We start from the raw sequence: 13,605 nt of genomic DNA, 5'->3' as shown, positions 1-13,605 counted from the left end.
ACATGTCCGCCTCCGCCATCGAATCCATGCCGCGGCTGTCGCGCTGGCCGTGGCTGGCCGACGTTCTCGCTGGCGAGGGCCATGCGTGGATCTTCGTGCTCAAGGCCGCGCTGGCACTGTACGCGGCCACCTGGCTGGCGATGTGGCTGCAACTGGAGAAGCCCTCGACCACCATGATCACGGTGGTGCTGCTGATGCATCCGCAGAGCGGCATGGTGCTGGCCAAGAGCTTCTACCGCGCGATCGGCACGCTGGCCGGCAGCGTGTTCGGCGTGCTGCTGCTGGCGCTGTTCCCGCAACAGCGCGTGCTGTTCCTGCTGTCGCTGTCGCTGTGGGTGGCGCTGTGCGCCGGCGGCGCCACGCTGTACCGCAACTTCATGTCCTACGGTTTCGTGCTGGCCGGCTACAGCGCGGCGATCGTGACCATGCCGGCGGTCGCCAACCCGCTCGACGTGTTCGATTCGGCGGTGATGCGGGTGAGCGAGGTGCTGCTGGGCGTGATCGTGGCCGGCGCGGTCAGCGACCTGGTCCTGCCGGGCCGCCTGCGCGAGGTGCTGCGGCGCAGTGCGCGCGAGCAGTTCAGCCACTTTCTCGACTTTGCCCGCAACAGCACCGGCGGCGCGATCGCCCGTGCCGAGATGGAGCAGGCCTACCTGCGCTTCGTGCGCGGCGCAGTGCAGCTGGAAAACCTGCGCGCCGCGGTGATCTTCGAGGATCCCGAGGCGCGCGCACGCAGCAGTCGCATGCGCCTGATCAACCAGTTCTACATGTCGGCCACCACCACCTTCCAGTCGGTGCACCACCTGATCAACCGGCTGCAGCGCAGCGGCCGCGGCGATGCCGCCGCTGCACTGATCGCGCTGTACCAGCCGATCGGCGCAGCGCTGTCGCCGCCATCGGCGCAGCAGCACGACCCGGCCGTGCTGGCGCCGCGGCTGCATGCCTGCGAGCAGAGCCTGCCAGTGCTGGCGCAGCAGTTGCGCGCCGCGTTGCCGGAGCCGGCGCGGATCGATTTCGACACCGGCGCAATCCTGCTGCGGCGTTTCGCCGACGAGCTGCACGACTTCACCCTGGTGGAAAACTCGCTGCGCGCGAAGCGCCTGCGCGGCAATGTCGAACGGGTGCAGTTCCGCCGCGGCAACGATTACGCCGGCGCCGGCCTGGCGGTACTGCGCACCTTCCTGACGATGATCACGCTGAGCGCATTCTGGCTGGCCAGCGACTGGCCGCACGGTGCCAGCGCGATGCTGATCGCCACCATCTTTGCCGGCCTGCTGGCGATGGCGCCGAACCCGGTGACGGTGGCCTTCCGTACGTTGTTCGCCCAGGGCACGGGCATGGCGATGGCTTTCCTCGTCACCTTCGGCCTGCTGCCGAGCAGCGATGGCTATGTCATGTTCGTCGCGGCCACGCTGCCGTTCCTGATCCTTGGCTTCTACGTGCAGGCGCAAACGGCCATCTCCACCATGGGCGTGGGCTATGGCATCGGTTTCGTCGCCAGCATGTTGCTGACCAACCGGATGAATTACGACCCGGCCTCGTTCATCAACGAGGCGATGGCACAACTGGCCGGGTTCGCGCTGTGTGCGGTGGCTTTCATGGTGCTCCCTGCGGTCACCGGTACCGGCTGGCAGCGCGAGCGCCAGATGCGCCAGCTGCGCCGGCAGGTGGTGCTGGCCGCCAGTGCGCCGCTGACGGGGCTTTTGCATGCGTTCGAGAGCGTCAATCGCGACCTGTTCCTGCAGGTGGTGACGCATACCCGGCCGGACAGCCGCGAATCGCGCGACCTGCTGGCGTGGGCGCTGACCGTGCACGAGTGCGGCCGCGGCCTGATCGAGCTGCGCCAGGACATGGCCGGCAGCCAGCTGCCAGGTGCCGTGGAACAGCACGTGCAACAGGCCGTGCTGGCCGTGGCGCAATTGTTCGACATGCCGGACGCGGCGAACTGGCAGCGCGCGGAGCTGGCGGTCACCGAGGCGCTCGCCGGGATCGCCGGCGGCCCGTTCGCCGCGCAGGCCGGCAGCCGCCGCGTGCTGCTGCACCTGCATCGACTGCGCAGCGTGCTGCGCGACGATGAGTCGGCGCTGGCGCCGTACATGCCGGCGGCGGAGGAGCCTGTCCATGCCTCATGAAATCTCGATCGGCGGAGCCCTGGTCCCCGGCCTGGTGGTCATCTTCCTCGGCTGCCTGCCGCTGATGTGGCTGCTCGACACGGCGATCGGCCGGCTCGGCCTGTATCGCTACGTGCTGCATCCGTCGCTGGTGCGGCTGGCGCTGTTTGTCTGCCTGTTCGGCGCCGCCGGGCTGCTGCTGATCCACTGAGTCCATCTTATGAACAACAAACCCCTGCTGCTGCGTCTTGCCCTCACCAGCGTTGTCGTCGTCGTCGCAGCGCTGCTCGGCCATGCCCTGTGGACGCACTACCTGTACTCGCCGTGGACCCGCGACGGCCGCGTGCGTGCGGACGTGGTGCGGGTCGCGCCGGATGTCTCCGGCCTGGTCACGAGCGTGGCCGTGGCCGACAACCAGCTGGTGCACAAGGGCGACCTGCTGTTCATCATTGATACCGCGCGCTTCCGCTATGCGGTCGACCAGGCACAGGCCAACCTGGATGCCGCCGAGGCGAGTGCGCGCGCCGCCGGCGCCAACATCGGCGCGGCGCTGGCCAGTGCCGCCGCACGCAAGGCCGAGTACGACATGCGCCAGGAGGAAGCCACGCGTCGCCAGCAACTCGGTGACGTCGTCGCCAGGGAAGTGCGCAGTGACGCGGCGGCCACGGCGAATTCCGCCCGCGCCACCTGGGCGCAGGCCCGGGCGGGCGGCGAGCAGGCCTCGGCAGTGCGCGAACAGGCGCAGGCTGCCGTGGAGCAGGCGCAGGTGTCGCTGGATCAGGCGAAACTCGATCTGCAGCGCACCGCGGTACGCGCACCGGTGGATGGCTACGTCACCAACCTCGACATCCGTGTCGGCGATTACGCGGCTACCGGCACGCCGCGGCTCGCCCTGATCGACAGCCACAGCTACTACCTGTACGGCTACTTCGAGGAAACCAAGCTGCCGCAGCTGCACGTGGGTGACCCGGTCGACATCCGCCTGATGGCCGGTGGCGTGAAGCTGAAGGGCACCATCACCGGCATCGCACGCGGCATCACCGACCGCGACAACCCCACCGGCAACGACCTGCTGGCCGACGTCAACCCCACCTTCAACTGGGTGCGGCTGGCCCAGCGCGTGCCGGTACGTATCGCGATCGACACCCGCCACCTGCCGGACGACACCCTGATCGCCGCCGGCATGACCGCCACCATCGAGGTGCACCCGCGCGCCGCCGATAAGCAGCGGCGGTAGGCGTACCGCGCACGGTTTGCGATGATGCGCGCTGTTGTCTGCCGATGTCGCCATGAACAAGTTGATCACCGCACCCGGCCGTCTCGCGCGCCGCATGTTGCCGTTCCGGCGCAGGCCGCGCGCAGGCGCCGAACTGCCGTTCTTCGCGGTGCCGGCCGACGCGATCAGCGTGCTGCCCGATCCGGCCGCGTTCCGGCAGGAGTTGCTGCGCCTGATCGCACAGGCCAGCCGGCGCATCGTGATCGTGACGCTGTACCTGCAGGACGACGACGGCGGCCGCGAGGTGCTCGACGCGCTGTATGCGGCTAAGGCGCGGCAGCCGGCGTTGCAGGTGTCGGTGTTCGTCGACTGGCATCGCGCGCAACGCGGCCTGATCGGCAAGCAGAAGAGCGAAGGCAATGCGGGCATGTACCGCGAGTACACCGCGCGGCTCGGCCCGGGCGTCGACATCTACGGCGTGCCGGTGCAGAACCGCGAGCTGTTCGGCGTGCTGCACCTGAAGGGCTTCGTGATCGACGACGCCGTGCTGTACAGCGGCGCCAGCCTCAACGACGTCTACCTGGTGCGCCACGGGCGCTACCGGCTCGACCGCTACCACCTGCTGCAACATGGCGGGTTGGCCGATGCGATGGCCGGGTTCGTCAAGCAGCACTTCATCGGCAGCGATGCGGTGCAGCGGCTGAACGTGGCCGAGGTGCCGTCCACGAAATCGCTGCAGCCGGCAATCCGCGAATTCCGCCAGGAGCTGCAGCGCCTGAGCTACGAAGTGCCGCAGGCGACGCTGGCCAGTGGCGAGGTCGCGGTGACGCCGCTGCTGGGCTTTGGCCGCAGCGACAACACACTGAACGAGGTGCTGCTGGACCTGCTGCGTGGCACGCGCGAGCGCCTGATCGTGTTGACCCCGTACTTCAATTTGCCGCGGCAGGTGCGGGTGCTGCTGGGCCAGCTGCTGCGGCGCGGCTGCCGCATCGACATCATGGTCGGCGACAAGAGCGCGAACGATTTCTACATACCGCCGGGGCAGCCGTTCAAGACCATCGGCCTGCTGCGCTACCTGTACGAGAACAACCTGCGCCGCTTCGTGCGGGCGCATCGCCGGCAGGTCGACAGCGGCCAGCTCAACCTGCACCTGTGGCGCGACGGCGACAACAGCTACCACCTGAAAGGCCTGTTCATCGACGACGACGTGGCCGTGCTGACTGGCAACAACCTCAACCCGCGTGCGTGGTCGCTGGATCTGGAGAACGGCCTGGTCCTGCGCGATCCCGCGCACCTGCTGCGGGCGAAGCACGAGGCGGAGTGGGCGGCCTTGCGCCGGCATGCCACGCGGCTGGCGGATTACCGTGCGCTGGAAAGCCCGCGGCGCTACCCGGCCGAGGTGCGCAAGCTGCTGCGCCGCTTGAACCGCGTTCGGCTGGACCGGCTGGTCAATCGTCTGCTGTAGGGCGGTTACGGCCCGCTGTTTTTCGGGAGGCCGTGGCGACAGCGGCGAGCGGTACCGCCCTACCGCACGGCGAGGCGATCCAGCCGCATGCCCAGCCAGTTCGCCACATTCGGCCATTCGTCGGCGAGGATGCTGAAGCAGACCGTGTTGCGCAGGCTGCCGTCGGCGCGGCGCTTGTGGGCGCGCAACACGCCTTCGCGCTGCGCGCCGAGGCGCTCGATCGCGCGCTGCGAATCCTCGTTCAGTTCGTCAGTGTGGAAGGCCACCGCCACGCAGCCCAGCGTCTCGAACGCGTGTTCCAGCAGCAGGCGCTTGCAGGCGGTGTTGAGGTGGCTTTTCTGCCAGCGCTTCGCGTACCAGGTGTAGCCGATGGCCAGGCGCGGCAGCGCGGCGTCGATCTCGTAATAGCGGGTGCTGCCGACGATCTCGCCGCTGCCGGCCTCGCGCACGGCGAACGGCAGCATGTGTCCTTCGGCCTGGCCCTGCAGCGCTTTCTCGACGTAGCCGCGTGCCTGTCCCGGCGGCGGCACGCTGGTGACCGCGAGGTTCCACAGCTCGCCGTCGGCAGCGGCGGCTTCCAGTGCCGACACGTGGTCCAGGCTCAACGGTTCCAGCACGACGTAATCGTCCTGCAGGCGGATCGGGGTGAACGGGATCATGGGTGGTCCGATGCGGTGTTCAGGCGTCGAGGTCGGGGATCAGCTTGCTCTCGAGCCGGGCGATGTTGTCCTTCAGCAGCAGCTTGCGCTTCTTCAGCCGGGTCAGCTGCAGTTCGTCGCGGCCGATCGCCGAGGCCAACTGGTCGATCGCTGCGTCGAGGTCGCGGTGTTCCATCCGCAACTCGGCGAGCAGGTGGACGATTTCTGCGTGATCCTGAACCTGCATGGCAGTGACGGTGGCCGGGGGGCGGTCCTTCTAGTTTAGCGCCGTTTTCCGCTGCAGTAGCCGGTTGCCTGGGCGTTACAATGGGAAGTCTTCGCCGTCCGATTGCCGTCATGTCCGCCCAGCTCGACATTCTCCGTCCATCCGTTGCCGCCGAGGCCGGCAAGCTGGCCCGACGCCTGCGTCGCCAGGTAGGCCAGGCAATCGGCGATTTCGGCATGATCGAGGACGGCGACAAGGTGATGGTGTGCCTGTCCGGCGGCAAGGATTCCCACACCTTGCTGGACCTGCTGCTGCAACTGCAGGCGAAGGCGCCGGTGCGCTTCGAGCTGATCGCGGTGAACCTGGACCAGAAGCAGCCGGATTTTCCCGAGCATGTATTGCCGGATTACCTCGGCGCGCGCGGCGTGCCGTTCCACATCATCGAGCAGGACACCTACAGCACGGTGACGCGGGTGATCCCCGCGGGCAAGACCCTGTGCAGCCTGTGTTCGCGGCTGCGCCGCGGCGCGCTGTACACCTGGGCGGCGGCGAACGGCATCACCAAGATCGCGCTCGGTCATCATCGCGACGACATCCTTGCCACCTTCTTCCTCAACCTGTTCTACCAGGCGCAGCTGAAGGCGATGCCGCCGAAGCTGCGCTCGGACGATGGCCGCCACGTGGTGATCCGCCCGCTGGCATATTGCCGCGAGAGCGACATCGCCGAATACGCGGCGCAGCGGCAGTTCCCGATCATCCCGTGCAACCTGTGCGGTTCGCAGGACAACCTGCAGCGCCAGGCGGTGCAGCGCATGCTGGCCGCCTGGGAACAGCAGCAGCCCGGGCGCAGCGAGAACATTTTCCGCGCGCTGGGCCATGTGTCACCCTCGCATCTGGCCGATCGCCAGTTGTTCGATTTCAGCTTCGGCGCGCCAGCTGCCGCGGCGCCTGCCTGGCCCGGCGACGCAGCGGATGAGACCGCGCCCGCGCAGGCTTGAACCTTCCACCCTCCCACTACCCGAACCGAGTAACCGCCGTGTCCTTCTTTGCTTCCGTTGAAATGGCCCCGGGCGATCCGATCCTAGGCCTTACCGAAACCTACCTGGCCGATCCGCGCCCCGGCAAGATCAACCTGGGCGTGGGCATCTACATCGACGAGCAGGGCCGCATCCCGCTGCTGCCGAGCGTGCGCGAGGTGGAGCAGGCGCTGGTCGCGGCGGCAAAGCCGCGCGGTTACCTGCCGATCGACGGCCTGCCCGCGTACAACCGGCTCACCCAGCAGCTGGTGTTCGGCACCGACTCGCCGCTGCTGGCGGCCGGCCGCGTCGCCACCGTGCAGACCGTCGGCGGCAGCGGCGCGCTGCGGGTGGCGGCGGACCTGCTGAAACAGGTGGCCGGAGCGGGTGCGAAGATCGCCATCAGCAACCCCAGCTGGGGCAACCACCACGCCGTGTTCCGCACCGCCGGCTTCGCCCTGCTGGAGTACCGCTACTACGACCCGGCCAACCATGGCCTGGACTTCGCCGGCATGCTGGAAGACCTGGGCCGGCTGGAGCCCGGTACCGTGGTGCTGCTGCATGCGTGCTGCCACAACCCGACCGGAGTCGACCTGGATGCGGCGCAGTGGCAGCAGCTGGTCGACCTGCTGAAGGAGCGCCGGCTGCTGCCGTTCATCGACATGGCCTACCAGGGCTTCGCCCAGGGCGCCGACGCCGATGCCGCCGGCGTGCGCCTGCTGGCATCGTCGGGAATCGAGGCGTTCGTGGTGGCCAACTCGTACTCGAAGTCGTTCTCGCTGTACGGCGAGCGGGTCGGCGCGCTGTCGATGGTCGGTGCCGACCGCGACGAGGCGGCGCGGCTGCTGTCGAAGATCAAGCAGACCATCCGCGCGAACTACTCCAGCCCGTCCACGCACGGCGCTGCGCTGGTCGCCGGCGTGCTCGGCAGCACGGAGCTGCATGCACGCTGGGAGCAGGAACTGGGCGGCATGCGCGAGCGCATCCATGCGATGCGCGCCGGTTTCGTCGACAAGCTGGCCGCGCTGGGTGCCGCGAATTTCGGCTTCATCAACCGCCAGGCCGGCATGTTCTCCTACTCCGGCCTGAGCAAGGCGCAGGTGCACCGGCTGCGCGACGAGCATGCGATCTACGCGCTCGACAGCGGGCGCATCTGCGTGGCGGCACTGAACCGGGCCAACCTGGACACCGTCGCCGCCGCCGTGGCAGCGGTCAGTCGCTGAACTTTCCCCCTTGCCGAATCACCCCGTTCCCGGCCCGCACCGGGAACGGGCAGACAAATGCCTGCCTGCGGGCAACCATCATCCGGATCCTGAATGTTCTTTCGCAACCTCACGCTGTTCCGTTTTTCCCCCGCCGTCGCCACCGATCTTGACCGCCTCGACGAGGCGCTGGCCGAGCACCGGCTGCGCCCGTGCGGGCCGCTGGAAATGTTCACCAAGGGCTTCGTGCCGCCGGTCGGGCGCGGCGAAGGCGAGCCGCTCACGCACACGGTGAAGCACTGCACGCTGCTGACCGTGGGCGGCGAAGACAAGCTGCTGCCGGCGGCGGTGATCAACGACGAGCTGCAGCGCAAGGTGCAGAAGATCGCCGAGGAAGAAGGCCGCAAGGTCGGCGGTCGCGAGCGCAAGCGGATCAAGGAGGATTTGCTGACCGAACTGCTGCCGCGCGCCTTCGTGCGCAATTCCCGGATGTCGGCCTACGTCGACAGGAAAAACGGCTGGCTGGTGCTGGACACCTCCAGCCGCAAGTCGGCCGAGAACGCGCTGAGCCAGGTCCGCGAGGCGCTGGGCAGCTTCCCGGCGGTGCCGCTGGCGCCGGAGGAAGGCCCGCGCGTGCTGATGACCGACTGGCTGTCCAGCGGCAACCTGCCGGCCGGCCTGGCCCTGGGCGACGAATGCGAGCTGCGCGACCCGGCCACCGCCACCGGCGCGATCGCCCGCTGTCGCCGGCAGGACCTGGACGCCGAGGAGGTCAAGGAACACCTGCGCAATGGCAAGCAGGTGTTCATGCTCGGTCTCACCTTCGATGAGCGGATCAGTTTCGTGCTGGGCGAGGACCTGATCGTGCGCAAGCTGAAATTCCTGGACGTGGTGATGGACGAGCTGGGCGACAGCCAGCAGGACGCCCACGCCGAGCTGGACGCCGGTTTCGCCCTGCTGACGCTGGAACTGGAGCGGTTGCTGGGCAAGCTGGAGGAGTGGTTCGGCCTGCCGCGCCCGGCCGATAGCTGAACGAAAAATCCATACCGCCGCGACGTCCGGCGCGCCATACTGGGTGTCCGGCCGCTTGCGGGCGGCGGATCCCCATCTTTGATCAGAACGGGCCAGGCGAGTAGCAGGCAGGATCATGGCGCAGCATCTGGAAGGCGATTGGCTGGAACTGGCCACGGTGAGCGGCAGCATCATCCGGGTGCTGAAGGCCGCCCATCCGCGCGCACGCCGGCTGCGCCTCACGGTGACGCCGCAGGGCGCGCGAGTGACCTACCCTCTCGGCACCCACCCGGCCCAGGTCAGTGCGTTCCTGCGCGTTCATGCCGAGTGGCTGGAGCAGAAGCTCGACGAACTGAACCTGATCGTGGAGCCGCTGCCGCCGCTGCGCGTGGGCTATCCGTGCAGTTTCCCGCTGCGTGGCGAGACGGCCGAGCTGGACTGGGCCGAGGGCACCTACCCGAAGATCGAGCCGCACGCGGCCGGCCTCACCCTGGTGATCCCGCGTCCGCACACGCGTGCGCTGCCGATCGCCCGCGGCCTGCTCGCCTCGCACCTGGAAACGCTGATCCGCCGCGACGTCTCGCGCTGGCTGGCCGGCTACGTGCCGCAGCTGGGGCTGGCGCCGACCTCGCTGCGCATCCGTCCGATGAAAAGCCTGTGGGGCAGCCTGGACACCCGCGACCGCATCAACCTGGACCTCGCGCTGGCGCTGGCGCCGCCGGCGGCGCTGCGCTACGTGCTGGCGCACGAGCTGTGCCATCTCAAGGTGCGCAACCATTCACCACGGTTCTGGGCGCAGGTCGAGAACCTGTTTCCGGACTGGCGTGAACAGCGTGACTGGCTGCGCCAGCACGGCGCGATCCTCAAGGCGGAACTCGACCGGCTGGTCGACGACGTGGCCGACTGACGCCCGCGTGCGGCCGGCTCAGCGGTTCCGCGGCTGGCGCACGTACTTCGTGCCCAGCAGTACATCCCACAGCGGCGAAGTGACCCCGAAGTTGCTCTCGGGGTGATAGTGGTGCACGTGATGGGCGCCGGCCCAGCGGCGTAGCAACGGCTGCTTGAAGCGCACGTGGTGGATGATGAAGTGGCTCAGGCCGTAGACGATGTAGCCGAAGGTGATCGCGCTGGCCAGCAGCAGGGCGAAGCCGGTCGGCATGAGCAGCACGAATACGCCAGCCAGCGCCAGCAGCACCGCCGGCGGCAGGAAGAACGGCAGCGAGTCGTAGCCCAGCGGCCGCGCGTGATGCAGGTCGTGGCCCTGCGCGAACAGCGGGATGCGCGTGTGGAACATCCAGCGGTGGAAGAAGTACTCGATGAAACTGAAGGCGAACAAGCCCAGGCCGAGCGCCAGCAGGGCCGTCAGCGGGCCGCCTGCATGCCGGCGCCAGCCGAGTACCAGCAACAACAGGCACAGCACGATGTCCACGCCGAGCTCGGCCCAGTAATTGGTGCGGGTGGCGGACATCCGCATCACCGCATCGACGAAGATGCGCCAGGGACTTCGCTTCATCACTTGCTGCACCGTCCTGCCTTCCTGCGCATGGGTACGCCAGACTGCGGCGTCATCACGGCATTCTCCCACGGTGTCACACGCAATTCACAATAATGGGCCAGGGAGGAGCGGATCCGTTCAGCAACCGGCGATGCTCGCGCCGTGGCTCAGTGCGACAGCGCGAAGCCGGTGAGGATCTGCGCGGTCTGTTCGGGCTTTTCCAGCATCGGCATGTGGTTGCAGCCGTTGATGGTGCTGGTGCTGATCGCGCTGGCGGCGGTGAGGCCGTTGCGCAGGCTGTCCAGTGCGGAGATGTCCACGATCTTGTCATCGTGGCACCACAGGCCGAGCACCGGCATGGTCAGCTGGCCGAGCCGGTTCTGCACCGAAAGGTATTGTCCGGGCTCGCGCAATTCGTCGAAGCTGCGCTCGATGAAGGCGCGGTCGCGCTGGTTGCGCTGGATGAACACGTCGACGAAGCGGCCGGGCAGGTCCAGCGGCTTCTCGAACGCCAGCAAGCTGGCCCGCTCGAAGCCGGCACGGTCGTCGTACACGAACGGGTTCCTGCCGGCCAGCGCCTCGCGGTCGAACGTGTTCTCCTTGCCCTTCAGGCCGAATGCGTCGACCAGCGCCAGAGCGGCCACGTGCTCGGGGTGTTCGCTGGCGTACACGCCGGCGATCGCACCGCCCATCGAGTGGCCGACCAGCAGGAAGTGCTGCAGGCGCAGGGTCTGCACGAACGCGTCGAGGCGCCCGGCCTGGGCGTCGATGTTGTAGCTGGCGCCGGGCACCCGCGAGGAATCGCCCCAGCCGGGCAGGTCGGGGATGATCAGGTGGAAATGCGGCGTCAGCAGCTTCGCCGTCTCCAGCCACACGCTCTTGTCGGCGTCGAAACCGTGCAGCAGCACGATGGTCGGTCCCTGGCCGCCTTCGTAGTAGACCCAGTGTGTGTCGCCGGCCTGCACCGAATGTTTCTCCAGGTGCGCTGCCATCGCCTCGCGCGTGACGTTCGCCTGCAGCAGCCACTGCGGCGCAAACAGGTAGCTGCCACCCAGCACGATCGCCAGCAGTGCCACCAGCCACGCCAGGAATTTCAACCGACGCAGCAGCATGCGTTTCCAGAGCGGGGTGGTGCTGTTCGTCGATGGTGGCATGAGGGTTTTCTTGGTGAGGTTTGCGGATGTCACTCCCTCCCCTGCTTTGCAGGGGAGGGCTGGGGTGGGGTGCTCTTGATCTTGATCGAAGATCAAAAGCTACCCCCTCCCAACCTCCCCCTGCTGCGCAGGGGGAGGAGCTTTGGTTACTTCGCCTTCTTCGCCTTGGCGAGAATGCCTTCGACCACCTGCTGGGTCAGCGGGTGGTAGCCGCTCCTGGCCTTGGCGTAGATCTGCTCGGCGAAGGCCAGGCCTTCCGGCGTCTTCACGAACGCCTTGTACAACGGCGTGGTCAGGTAGATGCGGCCGATGCGGGTCATGTGCTCGGCGGCGGCGTTCCACACCGCCTTGTCGCCGGCGGCGATCGCGTGGCTGTACCAGCGCATGCCGATCTCCGCGTTCGGCGTGCCGGTGAGATGCCAGGCGGCGTCCAGTTGCTGCATTTTCGCCAGCGGCGGCGCGTCGGGCAGGCGGTCGAGGAAGTACATCCATTCCTGCGTGTTCCAGCCCTTGGCGTCGAGTTTGTCGGCAGCCAGCGAGCCGGCGAGGAAGTCGCTGCGCTCGCGGTCGATCGCGTTGAAGCGCGGCGAGTCCGGCAGCGGCGCGTCCTTCGGAATGCCTTCGCCGTAGACCCAGGCCTTCACCTCGTCCCAGCCCATCTTGCCGGGATACTTCTCGATCAGGTTCGGCTTCAGGTAGTCGAGCATCTGCTCGGTGGTGATGCTCTGGAACGCGAAGTGGTGGAAGTAGCCCTTCAGGTACGCGTCGAAGTGTTCGCGGCCGAAGCGCTGCTCCAGCGTGCGCAGGAACCACGAGCCCTTGTCGTAGGCCACGTCGGACAGCGCATCGTCGGCGCCGACGCCGCGCGGATCGGGCGCCAGCTTCTGCGCGTTGGCGGCCATCGCACCGATGCTCTTCTGCAGTGCGCGGGCGGACAGCAGCGCCTCTTCGTCGGCCAGCGCCTTGCCGTACACCGCCTCGGTGATGCGGCCCTGCACGTAGGTGGTGAAACCCTCGTTGAGCCAGATGTCGCGCCACGCGGCACTGGTCACCAGGTTGCCCGACCAGGAATGCGCCAGTTCGTGCGAGACCAGCGAGACCAGGCTCTTGTCGCCGACCAGCACGGTCGGCGTGGCGAAGGTCATGTTCGGGTTTTCCATGCCGCCGAACGGAAACGACGGCGGCAACACCAGGATGTCGTAGCGGCCCCAGGCATACGGGCCGTACAGTTTTTCGGTGGCGGCGATCAGTTTCTCGGTGTCCTCGAACTCGTGTGCGGCCTTGTCGACCACCGACGGTTCCGCGTAGACGGCCGAACGCGGCCCGGTCTCCTTCACCGCGAGGTCGCCGGCGGCGATCGCCAGCAGGTAGGACGGGATCGGGTGCGGCTGGTCGAACGCGAACTTGCCGTCCAGCGGATGCCTGGCATCGTTGATTGCGCTCATCACCACGCGCACGTCCTTCGGCGCCTTGACGTTGGCGTCGTAGGTGAAGCGGATCGCCGGCGAATCCTGCAGCGGCACCCACGAGCGGGCGTGGATGGATTCGGACTGCGAGAACATGAAGGGCAGTTTCTTGTCGGCGGTTTGCGCCGGCGTCAGCCACTGCAGGCCGGACGCCGCAGGTGAGGTGGTGTAGACGATGCGCACCTGCGCCGGATGCTTCGGCGCGGCAATGGTCAACTTGCTGCCCAGCACCTTGTCGCGCGGGGCCAGCGCGTAGGTCAGTGGCGTGGCCTTGCCGTCGGCAGCCAGCGCCTCGACGCGGGCGATCTTCAGGTCGCGCGTATCCAGCACCAGCGACTGCGCCTTGGCGTTCTTCCAGTCCAGTTTCAGCGTGGCCTGCCCGTCGAGCTGCTGGTGCGGGAAGTCGATGGTGAGGTCGAGGTCCAGATGTGTCACGCGCACCTGGTCGGGCTGGGCGTAGGAATTGGGATCGTTGGCGTAAGCGGCCAGCGGCAGCATGAGGCTGCCGAGGGCAAGGACGGGAAGCAGGCGCATGCAGCGACTCCGGGTGCGGGGAGGCGACGAGTATGCCATCGCACGGCGCGGCTGGCCCGTGACGGAAGGCC

General features: G+C 67.8%; 13 protein-coding genes. 8 read left to right on the top strand and 5 right to left on the bottom strand.

The window, feature by feature from the left end:
* Positions 1–2: 2 nt before the first annotated feature.
* From IMW82_RS14840 to pssA, 4 genes are read left to right on the top strand one after another with little or no spacing between them, the layout of a single operon-like run.
* On the top strand, positions 3–2,132 hold the full coding sequence (locus IMW82_RS14840; RefSeq protein WP_211005118.1) for an FUSC family protein: 2,130 nt from the start codon (positions 3–5) through the stop codon (positions 2,130–2,132).
* The gene (locus IMW82_RS14835; protein ID WP_199909843.1) at positions 2,122–2,322 is read left to right on the top strand and encodes a DUF1656 domain-containing protein; all 201 of its coding nucleotides are present in this window, start codon (positions 2,122–2,124) and stop codon (positions 2,320–2,322) included. The genes IMW82_RS14840 and IMW82_RS14835 overlap by 11 nt, the downstream gene beginning before the upstream one ends.
* Positions 2,323–2,331: 9 nt before the next feature.
* Complete coding sequence (locus tag IMW82_RS14830) at positions 2,332–3,348, top strand: HlyD family secretion protein (RefSeq protein ID WP_108472039.1); 1,017 nt, start codon at positions 2,332–2,334, stop codon at positions 3,346–3,348.
* A gap of 52 nt (positions 3,349–3,400) precedes the next feature.
* Positions 3,401–4,792, top strand: a complete 1,392-nt coding sequence (gene pssA, locus IMW82_RS14825; RefSeq protein ID WP_211005117.1) for a CDP-diacylglycerol--serine O-phosphatidyltransferase — start codon at positions 3,401–3,403, stop codon at positions 4,790–4,792.
* 59 nt (positions 4,793–4,851) lie between these two features.
* On the opposite strand, the gene IMW82_RS14820 is transcribed toward pssA, so the two are convergent.
* Positions 4,852–5,451, bottom strand: a complete 600-nt coding sequence (locus tag IMW82_RS14820) for a GNAT family N-acetyltransferase (protein WP_211005116.1) — start codon at positions 5,449–5,451, stop codon at positions 4,852–4,854.
* 19 nt (positions 5,452–5,470) lie between these two features.
* Positions 5,471–5,677, bottom strand: a complete 207-nt coding sequence (locus IMW82_RS14815; protein WP_007513695.1) for a DUF465 domain-containing protein — start codon at positions 5,675–5,677, stop codon at positions 5,471–5,473.
* Positions 5,678–5,787: 110 nt separating this feature from the next.
* On the opposite strand from IMW82_RS14815, the gene ttcA reads away from it, so the two are divergent.
* From ttcA to IMW82_RS14795, 4 genes are all read left to right on the top strand, one after another.
* Positions 5,788–6,654, top strand: coding sequence for a tRNA 2-thiocytidine(32) synthetase TtcA (ttcA, locus tag IMW82_RS14810; RefSeq protein ID WP_108472036.1), 867 nt, complete (start codon positions 5,788–5,790; stop codon positions 6,652–6,654).
* Positions 6,655–6,692: 38 nt separating this feature from the next.
* Positions 6,693–7,895, top strand: coding sequence for an amino acid aminotransferase (locus IMW82_RS14805; RefSeq protein ID WP_211005115.1), 1,203 nt, complete (start codon positions 6,693–6,695; stop codon positions 7,893–7,895).
* A 93-nt stretch (positions 7,896–7,988) separates the two neighbouring features.
* Entirely contained in the window at positions 7,989–8,906 is a 918-nt protein-coding gene (locus tag IMW82_RS14800) for a recombination-associated protein RdgC (protein WP_211005114.1), read from the top strand.
* A 115-nt stretch (positions 8,907–9,021) separates the two neighbouring features.
* Positions 9,022–9,792 carry a YgjP-like metallopeptidase domain-containing protein gene (locus IMW82_RS14795; RefSeq protein WP_108472033.1) on the top strand — a complete coding sequence of 257 codons (771 nt, stop codon included), beginning with the start codon at positions 9,022–9,024 and terminating at the stop codon, positions 9,790–9,792.
* An 18-nt stretch (positions 9,793–9,810) separates the two neighbouring features.
* On the opposite strand, the gene IMW82_RS14790 is transcribed toward IMW82_RS14795, so the two are convergent.
* The 3 genes from IMW82_RS14790 to IMW82_RS14780 all read right to left on the bottom strand — a co-directional run bounded on the left by IMW82_RS14790 (position 9,811) and on the right by IMW82_RS14780 (position 13,534).
* Complete coding sequence (locus tag IMW82_RS14790; RefSeq protein WP_211005113.1) at positions 9,811–10,398, bottom strand: sterol desaturase family protein; 588 nt, start codon at positions 10,396–10,398, stop codon at positions 9,811–9,813.
* Positions 10,399–10,547: 149 nt separating this feature from the next.
* Positions 10,548–11,492: an alpha/beta hydrolase gene (locus tag IMW82_RS14785; RefSeq protein ID WP_211005233.1), complete on the bottom strand. Its 945-nt coding sequence runs from the start codon at positions 11,490–11,492 to the stop codon at positions 10,548–10,550.
* A 188-nt stretch (positions 11,493–11,680) separates the two neighbouring features.
* Positions 11,681–13,534, bottom strand: a complete 1,854-nt coding sequence (locus IMW82_RS14780; RefSeq protein WP_211005112.1) for a M1 family metallopeptidase — start codon at positions 13,532–13,534, stop codon at positions 11,681–11,683.
* Positions 13,535–13,605: the final 71 nt, after the last annotated feature.

Source organism: Rhodanobacter sp. B2A1Ga4 (assembly GCF_018101315.1).
Lineage (GTDB): Bacteria > Pseudomonadota > Gammaproteobacteria > Xanthomonadales > Rhodanobacteraceae > Rhodanobacter > Rhodanobacter thiooxydans_A.
This window is presented reverse-complemented; position numbering and strand designations above follow the sequence as displayed.

Excerpts from the sequence above, each read along its gene's own strand:
- IMW82_RS14840 (WP_211005118.1), top strand. The coding sequence starts at position 3 with ATGTCCGCCTCCGCCATCGAATCCATGCCGCGGCTGTCGCGCTGGCCG.
- IMW82_RS14835 (WP_199909843.1), top strand. The coding sequence starts at position 2,122 with ATGCCTCATGAAATCTCGATCGGCGGAGCCCTGGTCCCCGGCCTGGTG.
- IMW82_RS14830 (WP_108472039.1), top strand. The coding sequence starts at position 2,332 with ATGAACAACAAACCCCTGCTGCTGCGTCTTGCCCTCACCAGCGTTGTC.
- pssA (WP_211005117.1), top strand. The coding sequence starts at position 3,401 with ATGAACAAGTTGATCACCGCACCCGGCCGTCTCGCGCGCCGCATGTTG.
- IMW82_RS14820 (WP_211005116.1), bottom strand. The coding sequence starts at position 5,451 with ATGATCCCGTTCACCCCGATCCGCCTGCAGGACGATTACGTCGTGCTG.
- IMW82_RS14815 (WP_007513695.1), bottom strand. The coding sequence starts at position 5,677 with ATGCAGGTTCAGGATCACGCAGAAATCGTCCACCTGCTCGCCGAGTTG.
- ttcA (WP_108472036.1), top strand. The coding sequence starts at position 5,788 with ATGTCCGCCCAGCTCGACATTCTCCGTCCATCCGTTGCCGCCGAGGCC.
- IMW82_RS14800 (WP_211005114.1), top strand. The coding sequence starts at position 7,989 with ATGTTCTTTCGCAACCTCACGCTGTTCCGTTTTTCCCCCGCCGTCGCC.
- IMW82_RS14795 (WP_108472033.1), top strand. The coding sequence starts at position 9,022 with ATGGCGCAGCATCTGGAAGGCGATTGGCTGGAACTGGCCACGGTGAGC.
- IMW82_RS14790 (WP_211005113.1), bottom strand. The coding sequence starts at position 10,398 with ATGAAGCGAAGTCCCTGGCGCATCTTCGTCGATGCGGTGATGCGGATG.
- IMW82_RS14785 (WP_211005233.1), bottom strand. The coding sequence starts at position 11,492 with ATGCTGCTGCGTCGGTTGAAATTCCTGGCGTGGCTGGTGGCACTGCTG.
- IMW82_RS14780 (WP_211005112.1), bottom strand. The coding sequence starts at position 13,534 with ATGCGCCTGCTTCCCGTCCTTGCCCTCGGCAGCCTCATGCTGCCGCTG.